Below are 25,687 nucleotides of genomic sequence, written 5' to 3'. Positions count from 1 at the left end.
AATTTAAGGAGTATATCACAAAGTTTTAATACCGAGCTATGCGTTCTATAGAAGGATTATTGGCTATTTTTAATCTTCATTATTATCGAGTAAAACAACTACCCCACTTGGCTATAGCCAGCATCAACCACTAAGGTGTGGGCATTAATCATTTGAGCTTCAGGTAAGCATAATAGATAGATAGTATTAGCTACATCTTCCGGGGTTAAAGGCCGAGAAGCCAGTGAACGAGATTGTGATTCATCAAGTAATTGCTCACGATTAGGAAAATATTTTAATGCGTCAGTATCAACTACACCAGCAGAAACAGTATTAACACGAATATCAAACGGTGCCAACTCAAGGCTAAGAGAACGAACTAAGGCTTCTAATGCTGCTTTTGATGCACCAATAAAAGCATAATTAGGAATTGCACGATGCGCCCCCAAACTAGACAGAGCAATTACAGCACTACCCTTAGGCATTAAATCTTTTCCTTCTTGTACCAAATGATTTAAAGCCAATGCATTTGTTTCTAGACACCATCGCCAATGCTTTGTTGACATTTTTAAAGCCGATTTAAGCACACCGCTAGCCGCGTTGCTAATTAAAAAATGAAGTTCATTAAATGACTTGCGAAACTCTATAAACATCTCTTTAATTGATTGCTGATCTGCCACATTTGCTTGTATGGCAATTGCTTCGCGGCCAAGTGCTTGGATTTCGTCTACTAATTGATGCGCTTCATCAGAGCTATTGTAGTAAACAATAGCAATATTGCTACCTGCTTTAGCTAACTTTAATGCGGTGGCACGGCCAATACCACGAGCACCGCCTGTAATTAATGCTACTTTGTTATTAAAAATGAGACTCATATTATCGTCCAAATCTAAATAAAGGGCTAAAGCTAACGTCAATATTGGTAACTGTCAAATGTTAAGTTATTTTCACCATTTTGCCAAAGTATTCCTACCATGAGTTAGCCCTATTACTACAACTTTTATCCTGTATTCGTGCTATATTTAGACAAATGATTGATATAATTAAGCTCATAGGTGTTTAATATTAAACAGGATGTTTTATGCAAATAATTATATAGGAAGGAGGGCCGTATAAATGGATGTTAAAAAACGACAAAGAAACCCTCTAACTGATTGTAAAATAAAAAAATATGTAGGCTTAAGATTCCAAAAAAACTATTATTTTAATCCTTTTCTAGCACTGCTTTATGAAAAATTTTCTTATAAAAAGGTGCAGCAATGAGTAAGCAATCAATTGAATTTCGAATAATTATTATTGATGATAATCCAGCAATTCATCAAGATTTTATCAAGGTACTAGCCACTTCAATTAATAAAACAAAGTTGCTTGAATTAGATAAAGAATTATTTGGGAATACTTCTACAAATAACATACAACAAAATCCCATACCCTTATTCGAAATAGAAACAGCAGAACAAGGCCAAGAAGGGGTAGAAAAGATAAAATTAGCAATTAAAGAAGGCAAGCCATTTGCCTTGGCTTTTGTTGATATCCGTATGCCACCAGGCTGGGACGGATTAGAAACCATTAAACATATTTGGGAAATAGATCCTAATGTTCAAGTAGTTATTTGTACTGCTTACTCAGATTATTCTTGGGAAGATACAGTACAACAGTTAGGTTTATCAGATAACCTGTTAATTTTAAAAAAGCCATTTGATACAGTTGCTGTTCGACAGCTTGCTAGTGCACTTACTAGAAAATGGCTGTTGACTAAAGAAGCTAACTTGCATACAGAATCCTTACGCCAAATTGTCGCAGAGCGTACTCAATCTCTTAATCAATCAGTATCCTTATTAAGAGCAACAATAGATTCTAGTACTGACGGCATTCTAGTAACTGATCTTACTGGAAAGATAGTAGATTATAATCAGCAATTCGTTCATATGTGGAATCTCTCTAGACCACTCTTACAAGCCAGAAATTTTGCGTTAATTTTACAATCAATTTTAGAACAACTGCTCTACCCAGAAGATTTTGCTAACCAAGTAAATTGCTTAGCAGAGAATATAAGTGAAAGTAACTTGCAAATAATTGAAGGAAAAAACAATAAAGCTTTCGAATATTATTCTCAACCACATTGCATTGATACAAGTATAGTAGGGCGAATTTATAGTTTTAGAGATATTACTGAAAAAGCCTCCTTAGAGAAAAAACTACAATTCCAAGCAACACATGATCCATTAACCGGATTGCCTAATAGAACACTTATTCACGAAAAACTTATTAATACTATAAGATTTTGTGCACAGCAAGAAAGTCACTGCGCTGTGTTGTTTATAGACTTAGATCGATTCAAATTAGTTAATGACAGTTGGGGGCATCACTTAGGCGATAAATTATTAAAAGCAGTTGCGAAACGAATAGCTCCTCTTATACGCTCTCAAGATACATTAGCTCGCCTTGGCGGTGATGAATTCGTCATTATTTTAACAGGCTTAGAACAAGGAAAAGGAGCAGCTAATGTTGCGCAAAAAATTATAACTGCATTAAATAAACCCTTATCAGTTGGTAATCAAGAAATAATTATGCCTCCCAGTATCGGTATTAGTATTTATCCTTATCATGGTAAAACAGCTAATACCTTGCTTAAAAATGCCGATGTTGCTATGTATCAAGCAAAGCAAAAGGGAGGAAATCAATTTAAATTTTATACCCGCAGAGCTAACCCCTATTTAAGTAAACAATTACAAAAGGAAGCAGAACTTAGAACAGCTATTAAAAATCATGAATTTTTCATGCTTTATCAACCACAATTTAATGTGCAGAATCAAGATTTATTAGCTGTGGAGGCACTTGTTCGCTGGCAACATCCAAAAAAAGGGCTATTATCACCGAATGAATTTATTCCTCTAGCTGAAGAATCAGGGTTAATTATTCCTCTTGGCGATTTAATCATTAATGAAGTCTGTCAACAAATGAGTATTTGGCAGTCACAAGGGTTACCTCGAATCAGAGTGGCTATAAATATTGGCTCCCAACAACTAAGGCAACGAAATTTTGCTAAGCGTTTAGAAGCAATCTTACAAAAATACAAAATTGAACCGCAATATTTAGAACTTGAAATCATAGAAAACGTTATTATTGTCAATCCTGAAGTACAAAGTACGCTGCAAGAATTAAAAAATCTGGGTGTTAAAATTGTTCTTGATGATTTTGGCACCGGAAACTCAAGCTTAAATTATTTAAAAAGAATACAATTTGATCGTTTAAAAATAGATCAGTCATTTATAAAAAATATTAGTAAATCACGAAGCGATGAGGTTATTATTCAAGCCATTATTGCTATGGCTCAAAGCCTAAACTTTAAAGTTGTAGCCGAAGGCGTTGAAAATCAGAGACAAATTAACTTTCTTAAAGAACGTTATTGCGATGAAGTTCAAGGCTTCTTATTAAGTGAGCCACTAACAGCCCAAGCAGTGGAAGTCCTTCTAAAAAAACATGTTTGACTATTTTAACGGAAAAACAACTTGTACATAACAGCTCAACTTTGTACTATTTCATGTTCAACATAGTCATTTAGATTTACATGAAATATTCTTGGTCAAAAAGCGCTTTTCCAATTGCAGCTATTTTCTCGTTTCGCATGCTAGGCCTGTTTATGCTAATCCCTGTGTTTACAGTCCTTGCTAGTCAATTGAATCATGCTACCCCTACTTTAATTGGTATTGCTTTAGGCAGTTATGGCTTAAGCCAAGGTTTATTACAAATGCCTTTCGGCATTTTATCCGATTACTATGGCAGAAAAAAAATGATAGCCATTGGTTTAATTTTATTTGCTATTGGTAGTTTGGTAGGCGCTTTAACCCATTCTATCTATGGAATGATTATTGCCCGCATTTTACAGGGTATGGGCGCTATCGGCAGTGTGTTAATTGCCTTACTAGCTGATTTAACTGTTGATGAAGAGCGAACCCGAGCAATGGCTGTTATCGGGATGACTATCGGTATTTCTTTTAGTCTAGCAATGGTACTTAGTCCTGCAATTGCCCACTATTATGGCTTAGCCGGTATTTTTTATCTAACCACTTTATTAGCGCTTCTAGGTTTAGCCATGCTTTATGGTGTCATTCCTAATCCGCAAAAACAAAGTTTTCATACAGATAGTGGAGCGAAAGTATCACTGTTAAAAACGACACTTATTAATAGAGACTTGCAACGTTTAGATCTTGGTATTTTTCTACAACATTTTATTTTAACAGCTACATTCTTTGCTATTCCTTTATTATTACAACAACAGTTGAAACTAGGCCAGTTAACCCACCAGTGGCACTTTTATCTACCATTAATGCTTCTCTCTTTTGTATTAATGGTACCGCTTATTTTTCTTGCTGAAAAAAAGCAATTTATGAAACCTATTTTTTTATCTGCTGTAATAGCCACTGCAGCTACTCAGTTTGTCCTTATATTTTTACATAACGAGTGGATCTTTTTTTGCTTTGTTATGCTCTTTTATTTCACTGCTTTTAATATTCTTGAAGCAAGCTTACCTTCATTAATATCTAAACAAGCAAGTGTAAATAATAAAGGAACTGCTATGGGGGTCTATTCCAGTTGTCAGTTTTTGGGGATTTTTATTGGCGGTTTTAGCGCTGGTGTTTTATACCAGTACCTAGGTATTCACGCTATTTTTATTACAAATGCATTATTAGGATTAATATGGTTTATTATTGCTTTGCCAATGACGATTCATGCGCAGCAAATTAATATCATTCTCACTAAACCTAACATGGATAAACATGGGGAAGAAAAATTAATTAATACATTACAATCTTTACCCGGTATTATTAATGTGACTATTGCAAATGAAGAAAATACCGTTTACCTAAAGGCGAATAAAACAGTCTATAAGGCCGGTAGTGCTGAAAAAATACTAACTCATTATCAATAAATGAGTATACTTTAAATAGCTTATTCATTTATTTATCATGCAAATTTTAGGGGGTAGATTATTATTTATAAACCTTCGAAAATCAGCTTACATTAGCTATAATATTTGCTCTAACTATCTCGCAAGCAGGAGAAACTAATGGCTCGTGGAATTAATAAAGTTATCTTAATAGGTAACGTTGGGAGTGATCCCGAAGTTAGGTACATGCCTAATGGCAATGCTGTTGCTACCCTATCAATAGCTACCAGTGAAACTTGGAAGGATAAACAAACTGGCGATAAGCAGGAGCGAACTGAGTGGCATCGTGTTGTTTGCTTTAATCGTTTAGGAGAAATTGCCGGCGAATATGTGCGTAAAGGTTCTAAATTATATATTGAAGGTAGTCTTCGTACTCGCAAATGGCAAGATCAACAAGGACAAGACCGTTATACAACTGAAATTGTTGCTACAGATGTACAAATGCTTGATAGCAAGGTAGGTGGCTCAGCTGGGTTTGATGATACACAATCAGCGCCTCCTCAACATCAGCAACCTTCGTATCAATCATCGGCATCAACTAATCGTAAAAATCCAGCAGAAGATGCTTTTGCAGAATTAGATGATGATATTCCATTTTAAATTAACTGAAGTTTAATAGAGTGTCATTATCAAACTTCAGGCAATATTTTAGGTTTGCTTAATCAAGAATATATTTATTAGAGGGTTTAGGTCGGCTGCTGGGTAACTTTATAGCTTTAAATTTCCCATGCCGAATTAAATATTGGCACGACCTACTACCTTATGAGCTTATGCAAAAATTATTCTGCGCTACTAAAACTCACTAGATTTATAGGTGATTATTAGCTTAATCAAAACTTAAATCGTTAGCACAATCCTTAACCATATGAGGCAAGTATTAGCAATACTGTTAAACATCTTTTAAGCAGAATTAACTTATAAAGTTTGTTAAACTAAATCATATAATTTAAATAATGATTGTTCTTATGCGGGCGAAAAAATCAGAAGCGTTCTCTATTTACCAATTATTACTGAAAAAAAAGTTAATCCATTTACATGAAACTTTATTCTTCGATTATTTAGCTAGAAATAATAAAAATTATAGATTCGAAGCCAAGGTGACATCTAAAGGTTTGTTAGTAGGGACTGCCTATTTAAATCCGAGCTTTGCTGCTATTCAGTACTTACTTAGCATAGGTGATGCTCGTCCAATCAATGGCTGGGTAGTCTGGCATAATAAAGAAGGCAAATCACTCTCTGACTTATATAAACAGGCTCTTAATATTTCTCATCAATTTTATTCTATTGTTGATAAAAAAAATTCTTTTAACCGTAATGTTTATCACGAGTATCCTACGATACGCGATACAGTATTTTTTTTAGGTGCAGGAGCATCTATTGCTGATGGAGCGCCATTACAAAAAAATATTATTCCTTTATTGTTCAATTTTAGAAATAATCATTATGAAAAATCTAACCTCTATAAAATTGTCACCGACTTTATTAAAACTTACTTCATTTGCGATTTAGATAAAGATTGCTTTCCGACTTTAGAACAAATTTTTGGCTTTATTGAATATTTTATTATGCGAAGTGAAAGTTTAAGTGGACTATATACCTTAGAATATATTGTTTACTTAAAGGAAAGTTTAATTAAGTTAATATATTATATCATTGGAGCGAGTGCGCGCAAAAAAAGTATCGTTTTAAAAGAATTTTGGAAGCAGATTTATATGTTTCAGCAAAATATCTCTATTATAACTGTTAACTACGATACCTTAGCTGAAGATGCATTTCCTGTTTTATATCCACTTAATTGTTATTTAGATTATTGCTACCCCTTAGGAAATTATAATTTTGAAAGCATACATCCTTCTGATTGGTGGGTAGACCCACAAAAGCCTATTTTATCAACCTCGGCGAGTTACCCTTTACGAATAAAATATATTAAATTGCATGGAAGTTTAAATTGGAAATACTGTAATTGTTGTAATCAATTAATATTAAGAGCATGGGAAAAAGAGCATGAATTCGCGAGTAGCCCTCGTACAACGGATTTACTAGAGGAAACAAATACAAATTTCTGTTCACTAGATGGAAATGAATTGAAAAGTTTAATCATTCCCCCCTCTTACAATAAAAATCTTATGCATCCTATTATTAGCCAGATGTTAAATGAAGCCGGCTCTGAGATAAGGCTTGCGAAAAAGATAGTTTTTATTAGTTACTCTCTTCCTGAATCTGATGTTCATATTAAAGCAATATTATCAAAGTCTGATATAGCAAAAAAAGAAATTATTGTCATTAATCCGATAAAAAATTTAGAGCTACAAAGACGTTTTCTTGAATTATCATCCAATTGTAAATTTATTAATAAACCATTTAACCAAATTATTAATGACGGGGACCTCAAGCAAATTTTAAGTATCACTTAATTCTAAAATGTTTAATTGATCGCGTTTACTTTTAAGAAAAGCTACAAGTATTTTGTAATCATCAAAAGTGTCTATTAGATGTTTCTTACTTATTTTTAAATTTGCTAGTTCTGCTTCCGTATCTACTGAGCCCAGATAATGCCATTGATCAAAAACTAAATATTGCGTTAATTTATTACCTTCATCTTGCTCTTTAATAGCAATACTGCCCTTATAAGGCCAAGTTTCGCGTTTATATTGTCCTAATGCTTCTTTAACACGATGATTATAAACTTCAGATGGTTCTGCTTTTATACACGCACCTTGACATTTTTTTAACTGATAAGAAAAACAAGCATGCTTGGTTAGTTCAAGGTTACATAGCTTAGCGCAAAGCCCAAATTCCTTAACCCAGTACAACATTATTTTTTTTGCTGCATTTATACTTCTAAAAGCACCAAATAAATTATTTGGTACCCTTTCAAATTCATCATCAATTGTGGTTCGCAAAGCCGTCAACGTTATGTAACCATCCATTTCAGTTGCTTTTATTGTAACTAAGCTTTTTTTCTTTCTTAAACGACGATTATACAATGGCATCCTCTCCTTAATTAACGCTGACTCCAAAAGTAAAGCACTTAACTCACCTGCTGTAGGAATAACTTCGATATATTTCACTTGTTGTGATAAAACAAACTCTTTTGCGTGCGCATGATCAGCTTGAAAGTGAGATAAAATTCTTTGTCTAAGTGAAATACTTTTACCTATATATAAGGGTAAAGTTTTCTCATTTCCGTAAAATATATACACACCGGGTGTATCTGGAAAGGTGCTACAATCAGTTACTAACGTTGAAGGGATACTGGATTGCTGATAAATTTTTTTTGCTTTTCTCAATACTTCTATTAAAGAAAACTCTTGAAACAAATGCTCAATTACTTTCCGTAATAAATTAACATCATCTTGCGCTCTATGAATTACCTCTTTAGCAAAACAAAAGGCTTGTGCTATCGCACTTAGTTTATAACTCTTAAAAGCAGGATAGAAATTTTTTAATAATTTTATTGAACATAAAACAGGAATTTGAAAAGTGATGTTACATTCTTTAAAAGCATTTTTTAAAAAACTATAATCAAAGCGAGCATTATGTGCTACTAGAATACAACCTTGCAAAAGTAATATAAGTTCTTCCGCAATTAATGTAAAAGTTGGTGCATTTTGAACTAAATTATTATCTATTCCCGTTAATTTAATAATTTGCTCAGGGATAGAGCACTCAGGATTAATTAAACTATGCCAGGTTGCTTCTACACCTTTCTCAGTCAGAATAATTACTGCTATTTCAGTAATCTTATCATGCGTAATGTGTAAGCCTGTAGTTTCAATATCAATTAAGGCCCATCTAAAGCTTGCTGACATGACAACTTCACTTCTAGTAAAAAAGACAAATAGAAAAGCAGATCGTATAATTATTTTTTAATAAAGAAAAGTACGAGTAACAATTAAAGCAAAATTTGAAAGGGCAATTTTAAATTAGAAGAAAATCTTAAATAGATACAAAGTTAAGAAAAAAAGCCCACATATTGTGGGCTTTTAAAGAGAAAAGAGTTACTCGTCAGCATCATCCTCTGTTTGTACAGGACGATCAACAAGTTCAACTACAGCCATAGGCGCATTATCGCCGGGGCGGAAACCACATTTTAAAATACGCAAATAGCCACCTGGTCTTTCAGAAAAACGAGGACCGAGGATAGTAAATAATTTACCTACAGCGCTTTTAGAGCGTAACTTATCAAAAACATGTCTTCTAGAAGCAACTGAATCTTTTTTGCTAACAGTAATTAAGGGCTCTAAATAGCGACGTAATTCTTTTGCTTTGGGAAGTGTCGTTTTAATTAATTCATGTTCAATTAAAGAGCAGCACATATTCGAAAACATCGCTTTACGATGGCTACTAGTTCGGCTAAAATTTCGGCCGGCATTACGGTGACGCATCTTAAACTCCTAATATTAATCGCCTAGATTAGCTGGAGGCCAATTTTCAAGTTTCATTCCTAAAGACAATGAGCGAGAAGCAAGCACGTCTTTAATTTCTGTAAGTGACTTCTTACCTAAATTAGGCGTCTTTAACAATTCATTTTCAGTTTTCTGTACCAAATCACCAATATAATAAATATTTTCAGCTTTTAGACAGTTAGCTGAACGAACTGTAAGTTCTAAATCATCAACTGGTCTTAACAAAATTGGGTCAAAATCATTACGTTCTTTGTTATCAGTACGAGATTCTTCAAATTGCATATCAACAAAAGCATGAAGCTGTCGCTGAAGAATTGAGGCAGAAATTCTAATAGCTTCTTCAGGATCTAAAGTACCATTAGTAAATAAATCAATAGTTAATTTATCTAAATCAGTTCGATTCTCGACACGCGCACTATCAACAAAGTAAGCAACTTTAACCACAGGTGAAAAGCTATTATCAAGTTTAAGCTTGCCAACAGATTTCTGAGTAGTTTCTTCTTCAAAAATAGAAGTAGCATAATCAGTTGCGTGAAAACCAATTCCTCGCTCTACTTTCATTGTCATATTAAGTTTGCCATTTTCATTTAAAGTGGCAATTACATGATCAGGGTTAACAATTTCTTGATCAGCTGACAATTCAATATCACCAGCTGTAACAACACAAGGACCAACTTTATTTAAAGTGAGTGTTGCCTCACGTCCAGCGGCAATTTTGATTGCAACTTGTTTTAAATTTAAGAGTATGTCAACAACATCCTCACGAACGCCTTCTATTGTACTATACTCATGCAAGACACCATCGATTGCCACTTCAGTAATTGCCCAACCTGGCATAGATGAAAGAAGAATTCTTCGTAGTGCATTTCCTAAAGTATGACCATATCCACGCTCTAAAGGTTCAAGTACAATACGAGAATGATGTTTAGTGTTCGCCTGTACCTTAAGTACAGTGGGTGTCAACATTTCATTAATTTCATACATTAGACAATGTCTCCAGATCTTACTTAGAGTAAAGTTCTACAACTAAATTGACGTTAAAATCAGACGACAAGTCATTGATACTAGGAGCAGAAGCAAATGTACCTTTTAACGAATTAGAATCGACTGTTAACCAATCGCAGGGTGCTCTTTGCTCAGATAAAGCAATAGCTGCTTTAATACGACCTTGCTCTTTAGCTCGTTGACGAATAGCAATAACATCACCAGGCTTAACAAGATAAGATGGAATATTAACTACTTGATCATTAACTAAAATGGCTTTATGACTAACAAGTTGTCTTGCTTCAGCTCGAGTGCTGGCAAATCCCATACGATATACTATATTATCCAAACGACTTTCAAGTAAAACCATCAAGTTCTCACCAGTAGAACCTTTTTTACGAGCAGCAGCTTTATAATAATTACGAAATTGCTTTTCTAAAACACCATAATAACGACGTAATTTCTGCTTTTCACGTAATTGAAGACCATAATCACTTAAACGTGGTTTAGTACCACCATGTTGACCTGGTAATTTATCCGCTTTACATTTAGATTTAAAATCTCGCACTGCACTTTTTGTAAGAAGATCAATCCCCTCTCTACGAGATTGTTTACACTTGGGACCAAGATATCTAGCCATTAATCACTCCTGAATCTTTAAACGCGACGTTTTTTAGGGGGCTTGCAACCATTATGAGGTATGCCTGTAACATCGGTAATTTCAACAATTTTGAAATCTTGAGATATTAACTCACGAATAGTCGATTCGCGGCCAGGACCAGGTCCGTGAACAAATACAGCCACAGATTTCATACCAAATTCTTTAGCAACTGCAGAGGCGCGTTCAGTAGCAACCTGAGCAGCGTAAGGGGTACTTTTTCTAGAACCGCGAAATCCAGATCCGCCAGAAGTTGCCCAGCACAAGGCGTTGCCTTGCCGATCTGTAAAAGTAACAATAGTGTTATTAAAAGATGCATGTACATGCACAATACCATCAGAAACGACACGTTTAACTTTTTTTCTGGTCTTTTGTTGCTTTGCTTTAGCTGTAGCCATCTCAATTTCCTAAAATAATTATTTACTTACGCCTTTGCGACGACCTTTACGAGTACGCGCATTAGTTTTAGTTCGTTGACCGCGTAAAGGCAGGCCTCGACGGTGACGTAAGCCTCTATAACAACCTAAGTCCATTAGACGCTTAATATTCATCGTAACAACACGGCGTAAATCACCTTCGATTGTCATTTTTGCAATTTCAGCACGAAATGCCTCAAGCAATTCCTCAGGAATTTGAGAAACTTTAGTGGCAGGATCAACCCCCACAGCTTGGCATAATTTTTTTGAAGTTGTTTTACCAATACCATAAATTGACGTTAATGCAATAACAATATGTTTATTATCTGGTATATTTACACCTGCAATACGAGCCATTAATCTCTCCGTACGTTATTTTGCTCTGCCAGAAAGGGACAGAAGAATACTATTTTATTGATACAAAATCAAGCAATAATTAACCTTGCTTTTGTTTATGTCTTGCATCCTTACAAATAACACGAATAATTCCATTTCGCTTAATAATTTTACAATTTCGGCATAGGCGCTTGACTGATGCTCTAACTTTCATTGATAACTCCAAAAAATTTATTTATAAAAGACCAGGCAACTTTGTGCCTCTAAAATTGGCCTTTTTCATCAAAGAATCATATTGTTGAGTCATTAAATGGGCTTGCACTTGCGCAACAAAATCCATAATTACGACAACAATGATTAAAAGTGAAGTCCCGCCAAAGTAAAAGGGAACGTGCCAGGTATACATTAGAATTTGTGGTAACAAGCATACTAAAACTAAATAAATAGCGCCGATTAACGTTAGCCTTGTCATGACTGAATCAATATAACGTGTTGTTTGCTCACCAGGACGAATACCAGGAATATAAGCGCCAGACTTCTTTAAATTATCTGCTGTGTCTTTTGGATTAAAAACAAGAGCAGCATAGAAAAAAGCAAAAAACAAAATAGCAATAGCATAAACTATCAAATAAAGAGGTTGGCCAGGTGATAGTGCCATACCAATATCTGCAAGCCAGTCCATACCTTTACCTTTAGCAAAAAATTGTGCCAAAGTAGCAGGTAATAAAATAATGCTAGAAGCAAAAATCGGTGGAATAACGCCAGACATATTTATCTTTAATGGTAAATGGCTAGATTGAGCAGCGTAAACTTTTCTACCGTGTGTACGTTGAGCATAGTTTACCCGAATTCGTCGTTGGGCTCTTTCCATGAAGACAACAAAACCTGTAACAACTACAACGATTAAACCAATTAAGATTAAGGTAAGAGCTTGCATTTGCCCTTCACGGACTTGCTGAAAAATAGAAGCAAGCGCATTAGGCATACTAGAAACAATTCCAGAAAAAATAATTAACGAAATACCGTTACCTACACCCTTTTCAGTAATTTGTTCTCCAAGCCACATCAAAAACATAGTACCTGTAGCTAATGTAACGACAGCTGTGAAATAGAAAAAAATATCAGCATGTAAGGCAATATTTTGTCCAGCTAACCAACGTGCCATACCTAAGGACTGAAAAATAGATAAAACTAAAGTTAAATAACGAGTGTATTGATTTATTTTTCGCCGTCCGGACTCCCCTTCTTTTTTCAATTGCTCAAGCTTAGGTGATACAACAGAAAAAAGTTGAATAATAATAGAGGCAGAAATATAAGGCATTATCCCAATAGCAAAAACCGTAACTCGAGATAATGCACCACCCGAAAACATATTAAATAAGCCAAAAATAGTATTCTGCTGTTCTCCAAAAAAGTTAGCTAGTTTTTGTGGATCTAATCCTGGAACAGGAATATGTGCCCCTAATCGATACACAAGAATACCAAGGACTACAAATAAAAGCCGAGCTTTTAATTCGGCTAATCCACCTTTTGTTTGGCTAGTTAATTGTTTTTTGCTATTCATATTAATCTTCTACGCTTCCACCTGCTTGTTCGATTGCTGCACGTGCACCCTTGGTTGCACGAAGACCTTTAATCTTTAAAGGTTTAGTTATCTCGCCAGATAAAATAACTTTGACATCTTTAATAAGTTTATTAATTAAACCAAACTCTCTTAAAGCATTAATGTCAATTATATCAGCGTCTAACTTTGCAAGCTCAGATAAAGTAACTTCATCAACAAGCTTACTATTTCGGGATTTAAAGCCCATTTTAGGTAGACGACGTTGAATAGGCATTTGACCGCCTTCAAAGTTTATTTTATGAAAGCCACCTGCTCTTGCTTTCTGGCCTTTATGACCTCGGCCACTAGTTTTACCTAAGCCTGATCCAATTCCACGACCTACACGACGTTTCGCTGTACGTGAACCATAATCAGGAGAAAGTGAATTTAAGTTCATTTAAGCACACTCCTCGACTTTCAATAAATACTCAACTGCATTCACTAACCCACGAATACAAGGGTTATCTGCATGAATAACAGAACTATTTAATTTACCTAAGCCAAGTTGTTTAACAATTTGAATATGCTTAGGCTTACGACCAATAATACTTTTAACTAAAGTAATTTTAATATTTTTACTCATGCTGATCTGCCGTTATTTGTTCAATTGTCTTACCGCGTTTCGCTGCAACATAGTCAGGAGTGCCAATATTAGTTAAGGCACCAATAGTAGCCCTTACAATATTACTAGGATTAGTTGAACCAATACTTTTAGCTAAAATATTTTGCACGCCTAAAACTTCTAAAACAGCACGCATAGCACCGCCAGCAATAATACCTGTACCTTCACTAGCAGGTTTCATAAATACTTTTGAAGCACCATAATTCCAAGTAATTTCGTGATGAATAGTATTTCCGGCTAATGGAATATAAGTCATGTTCTTTCGTGCTTGTTCCATAGCCTTTTGAATTGCTACTGGAACCTCACGTGCTTTACCACGACCAAAACCGACTTTACCTTTGCCATCACCAATTACAACTAAAACAGCAAAGCCAAAAACGCGACCACCCTTTACAACTTTAGCTGTACGAGTAACGGAAACTAATTTCTCTTGGTAGCCTTCGTTTACTTTAGAATCATCAAATGCCATTACTTTTCCTTTAAAAATTCAAACCAGCTGCACGCGCACCATCAGCCAAAGCTTTAACTCGGCCGTGATATCTATAGCCAGAACGATCAAAAGCTACATTAAGGATTTCTTTAGCTTTAGCTCTTTCCCCAAGTAATTTACCTACTTGCTGGGCTTGCTCAACTTTAGTACCACTTAATGAATTTTTTAATTCATTATCAAGTGTTGAACAAGAAACTAAAACAACATCTCCTTTCTCACTTCCAATGACGATCTGAGAATAAATATTGCATGCACTGCGATAAACAACAAGACGCGGACGATTGCAATTTCGCTGTATTGCTTTAGCTTTCATACCACGTCGAACACGAGAAGTTCGTTTATTCATTTTTAAACCCTATTTCTTCTTAGCTTCTTTACGAGCTATATATTCGCCAGCATATTTAACACCTTTACCCTTATAAGGTTCAGGTTTTCTAATTGCTCGAATTTCAGCAGCTACTTGACCTAATAATTGCTTATCAATACCACGTAAATTAATAGTAGTGTTATTTGGCGTTTCAGCAGTTACCCCTTCAGGTAATTTAAATTCTACAGGGTGAGAAAAACCTAAACTTAAGTTAACAGTTTTTCCACTAGCTTGTGCTCTATAACCTACACCAACTAATTCCAAAGTTATAGTGAAACCTTCTGTTACACCTTTAACCATGTTATTAAGTAACGCTCTAGCAGTACCAGCATGAGCCCAGCCTTTAGGATCTTTTGAAGCAGGCTTGAATGTTACTACATTTGAACCGTCAGTAGAGATATCAACTAGCTTATTATAGGCTTGAGTTAATTCCCCTTTTGGCCCTTTTACGGTCATTAATTCTTTAGTTACAGTTAACCCTACATTATTAGGTAGGGAAATTGGGGCCTTTGCTACTCTTGACATATCATTCCTCGCAAACTTTAAGCTATTTCACAAAGTACTTCGCCACCAACCCGCTGGGATTTAGCTGCCACATGAGTCATAACACCCTTAGAGGTTGATACAATAGCAATTCCAAATCCAGGTATAGCTGACAACTCATTAAAAGGTTTATAAACTCTTAAGCCAGGACGACTTACACGTTCAATCCGCTCTATTACTGGTCTACCGTGATAATATTTTAAATCGATAGTAATACTTTTAATATTATTCTTACTAGACTCAATACTATAATCTACTATGTAACCTTCCTCTTTTAATACACGAGCAATTTCTTCTTTCAATTTTGATGAATGAAGAGTAACGCTTTGGTGTTTCGCCTGCTGTCCATTTCTAATTCGGGTCAGCATATCAGCTACAGGATCATGCATACTCACTCTTTTTCTCCAATAGTCTTGATATTACCAGCTAGATTTACGACCGCCAGTAACATTACCATTCATTAATTGTTGCCGTAAGCAAATTCTGCAAAGCCCAAACTTTTTATATACGGCGTGAGGCCGGCCACATTGTTGGCATCGAGTGCTATGACGGACCGGATTAGAATTAACAGGCAGTTTTGCTAACTGCTCTTGTGCATCCATTATTGTATCAAAATCTTTTGATGTTTTGATTAAATTTTTTAATTCAACTCGTCTTTCAAAATATTTATCAACCAGCTTTGCACGCTTTTTTTCTCGTTCGAGCATTGATTTTTTAGCCACGGTAATACCCTTCTTTAATGTTTGTCTCTGTCTTTTAAAGGTAGATTAAATGCCTCTAATAACGCTTTTGCTTCTTCGTTCGTTTTAGCACTAGTCGTTATGCAAATATCTAAGCCTCTAATTCCGTCAGTTTTATCAAAATCAATTTCAGGAAAAACGATCTGCTCGCTTAAACCCATACTATAGTTACCTGTACCATCAAAAGATTTTGGACTGAGGCCACGAAAATCACGAACGCGTGGTAAAGCGATACTAATAAGTCTATCTAAAAATTCATACATTTGTTTTTTTCGTAAAGTAACTTTGCAGCCAATAGGCCAGCCTTCACGAATTTTAAAACCAGCTAATGATTTTCGAGCTTTAGTAATAATTGGTTTTTGACCAGCAATTAAAGTCATATCTTCAACAGCATGATTCATAACCTTTTTATCACCTACTGCTTCACCAACACCCATATTCAATGTTATTTTAACAATTTTTGGGACTTGCATTACGCTTTTGTAGCCGAACTTCTTCATCATCATTTCAACTACTTCGCTATTATAATATTCTTTAAGTCTTGCCATTTCCCGCCACCTACGTAATTAGATTAAGTCAACTACTTCATCGTTAGACTTGAAATATCTAACTTTGTATGTTTTACCATCTTTTTCTATGTTTCTAAAACCTACTTTATCTGCTTTTTTAGAAGCAGGATTATATAAGGCGACATTAGAAATATGCAGCGGTGCTTCAATAGAGCGAATGCCACCCTTATCATTGACCTGTGGATTAGGCTTAATATGTTTCTTAATCAAATTGGCACCTTCAACAACCACTGAGTCGCTAAATACACGGTTTACCTTGCCAATATGCCCTTTACTCTTACCAGTGATAACAATGACTGTATCGCCAGAACGGATACGCTTCATAATTTTATCCTTTTACAATACTTCTGCGGCTAAAGAGATAATTTTCATAAATTTCTCTCTTAATTCGCGTGTTACTGGACCAAATATACGGGTACCAATAGGCTCGTTTTGGTTATTTAAAAGAACAGCTGCGTTTCCATCAAAGCGAATAAGTGAACCATCATCGCGGCGAACGCCTTGGCTAGTTCTAACCACTACAGCCTTCATGACTGCACCCTTTTTTACTTTACTTCTAGGAATGGCATCTTTAATACTAACTTTAATGACATCCCCTACTCGTGCATAGCGACGATGAGATCCCCCTAGCACTTTGATACACATCACTTTGCGCGCGCCGCTGTTATCAGCAACATCAAGCACCGTCTGCATTTGTATCATAATAAACTCCAGTTCTTAATACGACCAGAAAAAGGTGGCTGATTATATCAGCCCTTTTTGGATTTTAAAAGTCGTTACAACCTATTAAGAAATAACTTCAACAAGAACCCAACTTTTTGTCTTTGAGAGAGGTCGAGATTCACGAATCTTAACAGTATTGCCGATTTTGCCTATCTCATTTTCATCATGGGCATGTAATTTAGTTCTTTTCTTTATAATTTTGCCGTACTTAGGATGCTTTACTGTACGCTCGACCATGACTACAATAGTTTTTTGCATCTTATCGCTAACGATTTTTCCAACCAGCGTTCTGGCACTAGATTCACTATTTTTCGACATAAGTCTTTCCAACCTTTTCCGTCATAATTGTTTTTACTCTAGCAATGGCTCGTCTCGTCTCTTTAATAGGATGAGTTTTTTCTAATAAACCATTTGCTTTTTGCATTCTTAATTTAAACTGTAACTTTCTTAAATCAAGTAACTCTTCATTTAACTGCTCTTGAGAAAGCTTTCTTAATTCGCTATTGTCTTTCATTACATCACCTTCCGTTCTTCAAAGATAACTTTGAAAGGTAATTTTGCTTTCGCTAGATTAAAAGCTTCCATAGCCAACTCTCTAGTCACACCTTCCATTTCAAACAAAACCTTTCCTGGTTGAATTTGAGCAACCCAATATTCAACGCTTCCTTTACCTTTACCTTGACGAACTTCAAGTGGTTTTTGCGTAATTGGTTTATCTGGAAAAACACGAATCCATATTTTTCCTCCACGTTTAATGTGACGAGTCATGGCACGTCGAGCTGCTTCAATTTGGCGAGCAGTTAAACGTCCACGTTCTAAAGCTTTTAAACCAAATTCACCAAAACTGACTTTACTACCTTTCAATGCTAGACCGCGGTTGCGACCTTTCATTTGTTTTCTATATTTAGTACGTTTAGGCTGTAACATGATAAACAATCCTCATTCATTTACTGCTTTCAACGTTACGATTTTTTTGTGGTAGTACTTCACCTTTAAAGATCCATACTTTAACACCAATAATACCGTAAGTTGTTTTTGCTTCTGCAGTACCATAATCAACGTCTGCTCGAAAAGTATGTAAGGGAACTCGTCCTTCACGATACCATTCGCTACGAGCAATTTCAGCTCCGCCAAGACGGCCACTAACGCAAATTTTAATTCCTTTCGCGCCAGCTTTCATAGCCGAAGTTACAGCCCTCTTCATTGCTCTTCTAAACATCACTCGCTGTTCTAATTGTTGAGCAATACTCTCTGCAACTAAAACAGAATCTAGTTCAGGTTTTCGAACTTCTTCAATATTCAAATGAACAGGTACGTTTAACTTAGCTGCGATCTCACTGCGTAGACCCTCAATACCACCACCTTTTTTACCAATTAGTACACCAGGTCTAGCACTATAGATAGTAATTACGGCGTTATTAGCTGGTCTTTCAATTCGAATACGGCTGACGGCAGCGCCCATAAATTTTTTCTTGAGATCTTTTCTTAAGTTAATATCTTCGTTTAATAATTTGGCAAACGTTTTACTGGCGTACCATTTAGAGTTCCAGTCTTTAGTAATACCTAAACGAATACCTATTGGGTTTACTTTCTGTCCCATTATGCTATACCCCGTCAGATACTTTAATTAAAATGTGGCAATTGCGTTTGCAAATGCGATTTGCTCTTCCTTTGGCACGTGGACTAATTCTTTTAAAAGTAGCAGCCTCATCCACACAGACAGTTCCAACTTTTAGCTCGTCAATATCAGCACCATTATTATTTTCAGCATTAGCAATCGCTGACTCTAATAATTTTAACATATACTTTGCACCCTTTTTTGGAGTGAAGCGCAATACATCGAGTGCCTTTGAAACACTTAGACCACGAATTAGATCCGCAATCAATCTACCTTTTTGGGCAGATAGAGGTGCATTACTTAATTTAGCTGTAACTTCCATCATGACCTCTTATTTACCTTTAGCCTTTCTGTCACCAGAATGCCCTTTAAATGTTCGAGTCATAGCAAACTCACCTAACTTGTGACCGACCATATTATCAGTAATATAGACAGGAACATGTACTTTACCATTATGAACAGCAATAGTATGTTCAATCATTTCAGGAATAATTGTCGAACGTCTAGACCAAGTTTTAATCGGTTTTTTAGACTTTGTCTGATTCGCCAATTCTATTTTCTTTAATAAGTGTCGATCTATAAATGGACCTTTTCTTATGGAACGTGGCACCTTAATATCCTCTTAACTAATTATTTCTTTTTGCGTCGTCTTACAATAAAGCGATCAGTCCGCTTATTGCTCCTAGTTTTGTACCCTTTAGTAGGAACACCCCAAGGTGTTACTGGATGACGGCCGCCTGAAGTCCTTCCCTCGCCCCCTCCATGAGGATGATCAACTGGATTCATAGCTACCCCGCGCACAGTCGGTCTAATACCACGCCAACGTTTTGCACCGGCTTTTCCAAGACTACGTAAGCTATGTTCGCTATTACTAACTTCACCAATGACTGCTCGACATGAAGTTAACACTTTGCGCATTTCACCAGATCGTAATTTCAATGTGGCATAAACACCTTCTTTAGCAACAATCTGCCCACTACAACCTGCACTACGTAAAAGCTGTGCACCTTTTCCAGGTTTTAATTCTACGCAATGAATAGTAGTACCCACAGGGATATTACGAAGAGGAAGGCAATTACCTACACTAATTGGGGCATCTTCACCACTTACAACAACAGCTCCAACTTCTAAATTAGAGGGAGCAATAATATAACGTCGTTCCCCATCATTATACACAATAAGAGCAATAAGAGCTGAGCGATTAGGATCGTATTCTAAGCGTTCAACTTTAGCTTCAACACCATCTTTATTACGTTTAAAATCAATAATTCTATATTTAGATCGAGTTCCGCCGCCAATGTGACGAACGGTAATACGACCATAATTATTACGTCCGCCAGTTTTATTTAATTTTTCAACTAAAGCGGCATGTGGTTGTCCTTTGTGAATATTATGATGTACAACCTTTAGCTCACCACGCTTACCCGGTGAGGTGGGTTTAGATTTTAAAAGAGCCATCTTAATCTGCCTTATTCTGCCAAGCTAAAGTCAATATCATAATTTTCATGCAGAGAAACATAAGCTTTTTTCCAATCACTTCTTTTACCTTGTAATTGTCTAAAGCGTTTCTGCTTGCCAGAAACATTTATGACTGACACACTTTTAACTTTGACGTTAAACATCTGTTCCACTGCTTTTTTTATCTCTGACTTAGTAGCTGTAGGCAATACTTTAAATGTAAATTGCTTAAATTTTTCAGCCATTATTGTAGACTTTTCAGAAGTGTGGGGCTCACGCAGAACCATTATTATGCGTTCAGCATTCATTGTAATAACTCCTCAAGTCGTTTAACTGCGCCACTAGTCATAACTACCTTTTCAAATCGTAGTAAATTTACAGGGTCTACAGATATAACATCACAAATATCAAAATCAGCTAAATTTCGTGAACCTAAATATTCTTGCTCACCTATTTCATCCATTACAATTAATGCATTAGTGAGTTCAAATTCACTTACTTTCGCAATAAAATCTTTAGTTTTATGTGAGTTACATTGGAAATCATCAACAACAATTAGATTACCATTGCGATAAAGTTCAGAGATTATACTACGTAATGCCCTTTTGTACATTTTTTTATTTAATTTTTGGCTATAATCTCTTTTTTTAGAAGCAAAAGTCACTCCGCCGCTCCGCCACAATGGACTACGAATAGTTCCGGCACGAGCTCTACCTGTTCCTTTTTGATTCCAAGGCTTTTTGCCACCGCCTCTTACCTCTGCACGAGTTTTCTGCGCGCTGTTACCACTACGGGCATTATTCATGAAAGTTACAACTGCTTGATGGATTAAACCTTCATTATAATTGTAATCAAAAATTTGCTCGTTCACCTTTAAGGAAGTATTGGTATCTTTCGTAATAAGTTCCATTATTCTCCCCTTGCTTTCTTTTTAACAGCTGGCGTTACGCGCACTTTAGCACCTGGACAACCAGGAATTGCACCTTTAATGAGCAGCAAATTACGTTCTGCATCAACACGCACTAATTCTAAATTTTGTGTGGTACAACGGACATTACCCATTTGACCAGCCATTTTTTTACCTTTAAATACTCTACCAGGCGTCTGATTTTGCCCAATAGATCCCGGTACTCTATGTGATCTAGAATTACCATGTGTAGCGTCTTGGGTACGGAAATTGTAACGCTTTACAGTACCAGCAAAACCTTTACCCTTTGATGTTCCGCACACATCCACAAACTGGCCATTTGTAAATATGTCAGAAACATTAATAACTTGACCTGCTTGAAATTCATCAACAGATGGTACAATAAATTCACCTACCGCATCTCCTGCCTCAATTTGTACTTTTGCAAAATGTCCGGCAAGGGGCTTGCTAACTCGGCTAGCTTTTTTTTCACCTGCAGTTAGCTGAATAGCAGTATAGCCATCATTTTCTAAAGTTTTTAACTGGGAAATCCGGTTGGGTAGTACCTCTATTACAGAAACAGGTATAGAAACACCAGCATCTGTAAAGATACGTGTCATTCCTACCTTTCTGCCAATTAACCCTAATGTCGTCATAGTAATACCTCTTTAGTATCCATTGCCTTATGATGATTACTCATCATCTAGGCTTATCTGAACATCGACCCCGGCAGCTAGGTCTAGTTTCATTAAGGCATCCACTGTTTTCTCAGTTGGATGTACGATTACTACTAGACGTTTGTGGGTTCGTAATTCGTATTGATCGCGTGCATCTTTATTAACATGTGGCGAAATCAATACAGTGAATTTTTCCTTCTTAATAGGAAGGGGAATAGGGCCCCTAATTTGAGCCCCTGTACGCTTTGCTGTTTCAACAATTTCGCGAGTCGATGTATCGATTAAACGATGATCAAATGACTTTAAGCGAATTTTAATATTTTGATTGTTACTCATCTTACTCACTCAATAATTTTTGCAACGACACCGGCCCCGACAGTACGACCACCTTCACGAATTGCGAAGCGTAATCCCTCATCCATTGCAATGGGAGAGTGCAGATGTACAGTCAATTGAACGTTATCACCTGGCATAACCATTTCCACACCTTCAGGCAGGTCACAAGAACCTGTTACGTCTGTAGTTCTGAAGTAAAACTGTGGGCGGTAGCCATTGAAAAATGGTGTATGACGACCACCTTCATCTTTTGAAAGCACATATACTTCAGCTTCAAACTTAGTATGAGGCTTGATAGTACCTGGTTTTGCTAACACCTGACCACGCTCAACTTCATCACGTTTTGTACCACGTAATAAGATACCCACGTTATCACCTGCACGACCTTCGTCAAGTAATTTACGGAACATCTCAACACCTGTACAAGTGGTTTTGGTGGTATCTCGAATACCAACAATCTCAACTTCTTCACCCACTTTAACAATACCGCTCTCAATTCGACCGGTAACAACTGTGCCACGTCCTGAAATTGAAAACACATCTTCAATGGGTAACAAGAAACTTTTATCAATGTTACGCACAGGCTCAGGAATATAAGAATCCATTGTATCAACAAGCTTCTCAATCGCTGCAACACCAATCTCACTGGTATCACCTTCAAGCGCTTTTAACGCTGAACCAACAACAATTGGAATATCATCACCAGGAAACTCATAGCTGCTTAATAAGTCACGAACTTCCATCTCAACAAGCTCTAATAACTCAGCATCATCAACCATGTCTGCTTTGTTTAAGAAAACAACAATGTAAGGTACACCAACTTGACGTGATAATAAAATGTGCTCGCGTGTTTGTGGCATAGGACCATCGGCTGCAGAAACAACCAAAATTGCACCGTCCATTTGAGCCGCACCTGTAATCATGTTCTTTACATAATCCGCATGCCCTGGACAATCTACGTGTGCATAGTGGCGATTTGCTGATTCATATTCAACATGCGCAGTAGAAATCGTAATACCACGCTCACGCTCTTCTGGTGCCGCGTCAATTTGATCATAGGCTTTTGCTGTCCCACCAAACTTCTTTGCCATAATCGTTGTAATCGCTGCTGTCAGCGTCGTCTTACCATGGTCTACGTGACCAATCGTTCCCACATTCACGTGTGGCTTCTTACGTTCAAACTTTTCCTTCGCCATTTCAATACCTCGTAACTTATTGTTTCTTAATTATCGCTTCAGCAATATTCGAAGGCGCTTCAGCGTATCGTGCAAATTCCATAGAAAATGTTCCACGACCCTGGCTTATAGAACGGACATCAGTTGCATAGCCAAACATTTCAGCTAACGGAACTTCTGCTCGAATTATCTTACCAGCTGGTGAATCTTCCATACCTTGTACCATACCCCTTCGGCGATTTAAGTCGCCCATCACATCGCCCATGTAATCTTCAGGAGTTACAACTTCAACACTCATTATTGGTTCAAGAAGAACTGGTTTTGCTTTAAGAGCTCCTTGCTTGAAGCATTGTGAACCAGCAATTTTAAATGCCATTTCACTTGAATCCACTTCATGATATGAACCATCAAATAGAGTTACTTTTACATCAACAACAGGGTAGCCAGCAATAACACCATTTTGTAATTGTTCCTGAACACCTTTATCTACTGCTGGAATATATTCTTTTGGTATTACACCACCAACAATAGCGTTAACGAACTCATACCCTTTACCTTGTTCTTGCGGCTCAATTTTAAGCCAAACATGACCATACTGACCACGACCACCTGATTGACGTACGAATTTGCCTTCTTGCTCGACTGACTGCTTAATTGTTTCTCGATAAGCTACTTGTGGTTTACCAACATTTGCTTCAACGTTAAATTCACGTTTCATGCGATCAACAATAATTTCTAAATGAAGCTCGCCCATACCTTCAATAATTGTCTGACCTGACTCTTCATCGGTATGAACACGGAAAGATGGATCTTCCTGGGCTAGTTTACCTAAGGCAATTCCCATTTTCTCTTGGTCAGCTTTAGTTTTTGGCTCTACAGCCACTGCAATTACTGGATCCGGGAAATCCATGCGTTCAAGTATTACGGGTTTATCAATATCACACAGCGTATCACCGGTCGTTACTGTTTTTAGTCCTACTGCTGCTGCAATGTCTCCTGCTCGTACTTCTTTGATTTCCTCACGTGAGTTAGCATGCATTTGCAATATACGGCCGATACGTTCTTTTTTACCTTTTACAGAATTATAAATGGTATCACCACTTTTAAGCACGCCTGAATAAGCACGAAAATAAGTTAGTGTACCCACAAAAGGATCTGTTGCAATCTTAAACGCAAGTGCAGAAAATGGTTCATCATAAGAAGTTTTACGATTTACTTCATCACCATCTTCATCATGACCTTTAATTGCAGGGATATCGATTGGTGATGGCAGATAGTCAACAACGCCATCTAACACTGCTTGAACACCTTTATTTTTAAAAGCTGAACCACAAAAAACAGGTACAATTTTATTAGTCACTGTAAGTTGACGAAGAGCATCTTTTATTTCTTTTTCGTTAAATTCTTCGCCTTCTAAATATTTTTCCATCAATTCTTCAGTAGCTTCAGCTGCAGCTTCAATAATTTTAGCTCTATACTCTTCGCACTGAGATAACATTTCTGCTGGAATATCTTTATATTCAAACGACATTCCTTTACTTTCTTCATCCCAGTGAATCGCTTTCATTTTAATCAAATCAATTACACCAACAAAAGCGTCTTCTGAACCAATGGGTAGTTGTAAAACTACTGGATTTGAGCCAAGGCGTTGTTTAATTTGGCTAACTACCCGTAAGAAATTAGCCCCCATGCGATCCATCTTGTTTACAAATACAATTCTGGGCACACCGTATTTATCAGCTTGGCGCCATACTGTTTCTGATTGAGGTTCCACACCTGATACAGCATCAAATACAACAATTGCACCATCAAGAACACGTAGAGAGCGCTCTACTTCAATCATAAAGTCTACGTGCCCGGGGGTATCAATAATATTAATACGGTGTTTGGGATATTGCTTATCCATGCCTTGCCAATAGCAAGTGGTAGCCGCAGATGTTATAGTAATACCGCGCTCCTGCTCCTGGACCATCCAGTCCATTGTTGCAGCGCCATCATGAACCTCACCAATTTTATGGGACATACCTGTATAAAATAAGACGCGCTCAGTTGTGGTGGTTTTACCAGCATCAACGTGAGCCGCAATTCCTATATTTCTGTAAAGTTCTAATGGAGTAGACACGGAT

At 36.6% G+C, this 25,687-nt stretch carries 36 protein-coding genes; 4 read left to right on the top strand and 32 right to left on the bottom strand.

What is annotated here, in order from left to right; genetic code table 11:
* Nucleotides 1-98: 98 nt before the first annotated feature.
* Complete coding sequence (gene fabL, locus DYH30_RS01825; RefSeq protein ID WP_115332465.1) at nucleotides 99-854, bottom strand: enoyl-[acyl-carrier-protein] reductase FabL; 756 nt, start codon at nucleotides 852-854, stop codon at nucleotides 99-101.
* Between the two features lie 384 nt (nucleotides 855-1,238).
* On the opposite strand from fabL, the gene DYH30_RS01820 reads away from it, so the two are divergent.
* From DYH30_RS01820 to DYH30_RS01805, 4 genes are all read left to right on the top strand, one after another.
* On the top strand, nucleotides 1,239-3,470 hold the full coding sequence (locus DYH30_RS01820; RefSeq protein WP_115329977.1) for an EAL domain-containing protein: 2,232 nt from the start codon (nucleotides 1,239-1,241) through the stop codon (nucleotides 3,468-3,470).
* Between the two features lie 80 nt (nucleotides 3,471-3,550).
* On the top strand, nucleotides 3,551-4,912 hold the full coding sequence (locus DYH30_RS01815) for an MFS transporter (RefSeq protein ID WP_115329975.1): 1,362 nt from the start codon (nucleotides 3,551-3,553) through the stop codon (nucleotides 4,910-4,912).
* A gap of 138 nt (nucleotides 4,913-5,050) precedes the next feature.
* Nucleotides 5,051-5,530 (top strand): single-stranded DNA-binding protein, encoded by a 480-nt coding sequence (ssb, locus tag DYH30_RS01810; RefSeq protein WP_115329973.1) that lies wholly within the window; start codon nucleotides 5,051-5,053, stop codon nucleotides 5,528-5,530.
* Between the two features lie 365 nt (nucleotides 5,531-5,895).
* Nucleotides 5,896-7,344, top strand: a complete 1,449-nt coding sequence (locus DYH30_RS01805) for an SIR2 family protein (RefSeq protein ID WP_160116136.1) — start codon at nucleotides 5,896-5,898, stop codon at nucleotides 7,342-7,344.
* On the opposite strand, the gene DYH30_RS01800 is transcribed toward DYH30_RS01805, so the two are convergent.
* The 31 genes from DYH30_RS01800 to fusA all read right to left on the bottom strand — a co-directional run bounded on the left by DYH30_RS01800 (nucleotide 7,330) and on the right by fusA (nucleotide 25,683).
* Nucleotides 7,330-8,742, bottom strand: coding sequence for a 3'-5' exonuclease family protein (locus DYH30_RS01800; protein ID WP_115329969.1), 1,413 nt, complete (start codon nucleotides 8,740-8,742; stop codon nucleotides 7,330-7,332). The genes DYH30_RS01805 and DYH30_RS01800 overlap by 15 nt on opposite strands.
* A gap of 189 nt (nucleotides 8,743-8,931) precedes the next feature.
* Entirely contained in the window at nucleotides 8,932-9,318 is a 387-nt protein-coding gene (rplQ, locus tag DYH30_RS01795) for a 50S ribosomal protein L17 (protein WP_115329967.1), read from the bottom strand.
* Nucleotides 9,319-9,333: 15 nt separating this feature from the next.
* Nucleotides 9,334-10,323 (bottom strand): DNA-directed RNA polymerase subunit alpha, encoded by a 990-nt coding sequence (locus tag DYH30_RS01790; protein ID WP_115329965.1) that lies wholly within the window; start codon nucleotides 10,321-10,323, stop codon nucleotides 9,334-9,336.
* Nucleotides 10,324-10,342: 19 nt separating this feature from the next.
* Nucleotides 10,343-10,963 (bottom strand): 30S ribosomal protein S4, encoded by a 621-nt coding sequence (rpsD, locus tag DYH30_RS01785; RefSeq protein ID WP_115329963.1) that lies wholly within the window; start codon nucleotides 10,961-10,963, stop codon nucleotides 10,343-10,345.
* Nucleotides 10,964-10,980: 17 nt separating this feature from the next.
* Nucleotides 10,981-11,379, bottom strand: a complete 399-nt coding sequence (rpsK, locus tag DYH30_RS01780) for a 30S ribosomal protein S11 (RefSeq protein WP_115329961.1) — start codon at nucleotides 11,377-11,379, stop codon at nucleotides 10,981-10,983.
* Nucleotides 11,380-11,397: 18 nt separating this feature from the next.
* Nucleotides 11,398-11,754, bottom strand: a complete 357-nt coding sequence (gene rpsM, locus DYH30_RS01775; RefSeq protein WP_115329959.1) for a 30S ribosomal protein S13 — start codon at nucleotides 11,752-11,754, stop codon at nucleotides 11,398-11,400.
* A 79-nt stretch (nucleotides 11,755-11,833) separates the two neighbouring features.
* Nucleotides 11,834-11,947, bottom strand: a complete 114-nt coding sequence (gene rpmJ / locus DYH30_RS01770; RefSeq protein WP_115329957.1) for a 50S ribosomal protein L36 — start codon at nucleotides 11,945-11,947, stop codon at nucleotides 11,834-11,836.
* A 21-nt stretch (nucleotides 11,948-11,968) separates the two neighbouring features.
* Nucleotides 11,969-13,297, bottom strand: a complete 1,329-nt coding sequence (gene secY, locus DYH30_RS01765) for a preprotein translocase subunit SecY (protein ID WP_165482187.1) — start codon at nucleotides 13,295-13,297, stop codon at nucleotides 11,969-11,971.
* A gap of 1 nt (nucleotide 13,298) precedes the next feature.
* Nucleotides 13,299-13,733, bottom strand: a complete 435-nt coding sequence (gene rplO, locus DYH30_RS01760) for a 50S ribosomal protein L15 (protein ID WP_115329953.1) — start codon at nucleotides 13,731-13,733, stop codon at nucleotides 13,299-13,301.
* On the bottom strand, nucleotides 13,734-13,919 hold the full coding sequence (gene rpmD / locus DYH30_RS01755; RefSeq protein ID WP_115329951.1) for a 50S ribosomal protein L30: 186 nt from the start codon (nucleotides 13,917-13,919) through the stop codon (nucleotides 13,734-13,736).
* The gene (gene rpsE / locus DYH30_RS01750) at nucleotides 13,912-14,427 is read right to left on the bottom strand and encodes a 30S ribosomal protein S5 (protein ID WP_115329949.1); all 516 of its coding nucleotides are present in this window, start codon (nucleotides 14,425-14,427) and stop codon (nucleotides 13,912-13,914) included. The genes rpmD and rpsE overlap by 8 nt, the downstream gene beginning before the upstream one ends.
* Nucleotides 14,428-14,437: 10 nt before the next feature.
* Complete coding sequence (gene rplR, locus DYH30_RS01745) at nucleotides 14,438-14,794, bottom strand: 50S ribosomal protein L18 (protein ID WP_115329947.1); 357 nt, start codon at nucleotides 14,792-14,794, stop codon at nucleotides 14,438-14,440.
* A gap of 9 nt (nucleotides 14,795-14,803) precedes the next feature.
* Nucleotides 14,804-15,340, bottom strand: a complete 537-nt coding sequence (gene rplF, locus DYH30_RS01740; RefSeq protein WP_115329945.1) for a 50S ribosomal protein L6 — start codon at nucleotides 15,338-15,340, stop codon at nucleotides 14,804-14,806.
* A gap of 17 nt (nucleotides 15,341-15,357) precedes the next feature.
* Nucleotides 15,358-15,747 (bottom strand): 30S ribosomal protein S8, encoded by a 390-nt coding sequence (gene rpsH / locus DYH30_RS01735; RefSeq protein WP_207385804.1) that lies wholly within the window; start codon nucleotides 15,745-15,747, stop codon nucleotides 15,358-15,360.
* Nucleotides 15,748-15,777: 30 nt separating this feature from the next.
* Nucleotides 15,778-16,080: a 30S ribosomal protein S14 gene (gene rpsN, locus DYH30_RS01730; RefSeq protein WP_115329941.1), complete on the bottom strand. Its 303-nt coding sequence runs from the start codon at nucleotides 16,078-16,080 to the stop codon at nucleotides 15,778-15,780.
* Nucleotides 16,081-16,094: 14 nt separating this feature from the next.
* A complete protein-coding gene (rplE, locus tag DYH30_RS01725; RefSeq protein ID WP_115329939.1) occupies nucleotides 16,095-16,646 on the bottom strand; it encodes a 50S ribosomal protein L5 in 552 nt (183 codons plus the stop codon).
* Between the two features lie 18 nt (nucleotides 16,647-16,664).
* Nucleotides 16,665-16,991, bottom strand: a complete 327-nt coding sequence (gene rplX / locus DYH30_RS01720; RefSeq protein ID WP_115329937.1) for a 50S ribosomal protein L24 — start codon at nucleotides 16,989-16,991, stop codon at nucleotides 16,665-16,667.
* Nucleotides 16,992-17,003: 12 nt separating this feature from the next.
* Nucleotides 17,004-17,369, bottom strand: coding sequence for a 50S ribosomal protein L14 (gene rplN, locus DYH30_RS01715; protein WP_115329935.1), 366 nt, complete (start codon nucleotides 17,367-17,369; stop codon nucleotides 17,004-17,006).
* 84 nt (nucleotides 17,370-17,453) lie between these two features.
* Nucleotides 17,454-17,708 carry a 30S ribosomal protein S17 gene (gene rpsQ, locus DYH30_RS01710; RefSeq protein ID WP_115329933.1) on the bottom strand — a complete coding sequence of 85 codons (255 nt, stop codon included), beginning with the start codon at nucleotides 17,706-17,708 and terminating at the stop codon, nucleotides 17,454-17,456.
* On the bottom strand, nucleotides 17,695-17,904 hold the full coding sequence (rpmC, locus tag DYH30_RS01705) for a 50S ribosomal protein L29 (RefSeq protein ID WP_115329931.1): 210 nt from the start codon (nucleotides 17,902-17,904) through the stop codon (nucleotides 17,695-17,697). The genes rpsQ and rpmC overlap by 14 nt, the downstream gene beginning before the upstream one ends.
* Entirely contained in the window at nucleotides 17,904-18,317 is a 414-nt protein-coding gene (gene rplP, locus DYH30_RS01700; RefSeq protein ID WP_115329929.1) for a 50S ribosomal protein L16, read from the bottom strand. Before rplP ends, rpmC begins: the two co-directional genes overlap by 1 nt.
* Nucleotides 18,318-18,333: 16 nt before the next feature.
* Nucleotides 18,334-18,990 (bottom strand): 30S ribosomal protein S3, encoded by a 657-nt coding sequence (gene rpsC / locus DYH30_RS01695; RefSeq protein ID WP_115329927.1) that lies wholly within the window; start codon nucleotides 18,988-18,990, stop codon nucleotides 18,334-18,336.
* Nucleotides 18,991-18,994: 4 nt separating this feature from the next.
* Nucleotides 18,995-19,330 (bottom strand): 50S ribosomal protein L22, encoded by a 336-nt coding sequence (gene rplV / locus DYH30_RS01690; protein ID WP_115329925.1) that lies wholly within the window; start codon nucleotides 19,328-19,330, stop codon nucleotides 18,995-18,997.
* A gap of 9 nt (nucleotides 19,331-19,339) precedes the next feature.
* Nucleotides 19,340-19,618, bottom strand: a complete 279-nt coding sequence (gene rpsS, locus DYH30_RS01685; protein WP_115329923.1) for a 30S ribosomal protein S19 — start codon at nucleotides 19,616-19,618, stop codon at nucleotides 19,340-19,342.
* 20 nt (nucleotides 19,619-19,638) lie between these two features.
* Nucleotides 19,639-20,466, bottom strand: coding sequence for a 50S ribosomal protein L2 (gene rplB / locus DYH30_RS01680; RefSeq protein ID WP_115329921.1), 828 nt, complete (start codon nucleotides 20,464-20,466; stop codon nucleotides 19,639-19,641).
* Between the two features lie 11 nt (nucleotides 20,467-20,477).
* On the bottom strand, nucleotides 20,478-20,774 hold the full coding sequence (gene rplW, locus DYH30_RS01675) for a 50S ribosomal protein L23 (protein ID WP_115329918.1): 297 nt from the start codon (nucleotides 20,772-20,774) through the stop codon (nucleotides 20,478-20,480).
* The gene (gene rplD / locus DYH30_RS01670) at nucleotides 20,771-21,376 is read right to left on the bottom strand and encodes a 50S ribosomal protein L4 (RefSeq protein ID WP_115329916.1); all 606 of its coding nucleotides are present in this window, start codon (nucleotides 21,374-21,376) and stop codon (nucleotides 20,771-20,773) included. Before rplD ends, rplW begins: the two co-directional genes overlap by 4 nt.
* On the bottom strand, nucleotides 21,376-22,029 hold the full coding sequence (gene rplC, locus DYH30_RS01665) for a 50S ribosomal protein L3 (protein WP_115329914.1): 654 nt from the start codon (nucleotides 22,027-22,029) through the stop codon (nucleotides 21,376-21,378). The genes rplD and rplC overlap by 1 nt, the downstream gene beginning before the upstream one ends.
* A gap of 36 nt (nucleotides 22,030-22,065) precedes the next feature.
* Nucleotides 22,066-22,386, bottom strand: a complete 321-nt coding sequence (gene rpsJ, locus DYH30_RS01660) for a 30S ribosomal protein S10 (RefSeq protein WP_115329912.1) — start codon at nucleotides 22,384-22,386, stop codon at nucleotides 22,066-22,068.
* Between the two features lie 5 nt (nucleotides 22,387-22,391).
* Nucleotides 22,392-23,582 carry an elongation factor Tu gene (gene tuf, locus DYH30_RS01655; RefSeq protein WP_115329910.1) on the bottom strand — a complete coding sequence of 397 codons (1,191 nt, stop codon included), beginning with the start codon at nucleotides 23,580-23,582 and terminating at the stop codon, nucleotides 22,392-22,394.
* Nucleotides 23,583-23,598: 16 nt separating this feature from the next.
* Nucleotides 23,599-25,683, bottom strand: coding sequence for an elongation factor G (fusA, locus tag DYH30_RS01650; protein ID WP_115329908.1), 2,085 nt, complete (start codon nucleotides 25,681-25,683; stop codon nucleotides 23,599-23,601).
* Between the last annotated feature and the right edge of the window lie 4 nt (nucleotides 25,684-25,687).

Origin of the sequence: Legionella busanensis, assembly GCF_900461525.1 — a bacterium.
GTDB classification, from domain to species: domain Bacteria; phylum Pseudomonadota; class Gammaproteobacteria; order Legionellales; family Legionellaceae; genus Legionella_C; species Legionella_C busanensis.
This window is presented reverse-complemented; position numbering and strand designations above follow the sequence as displayed.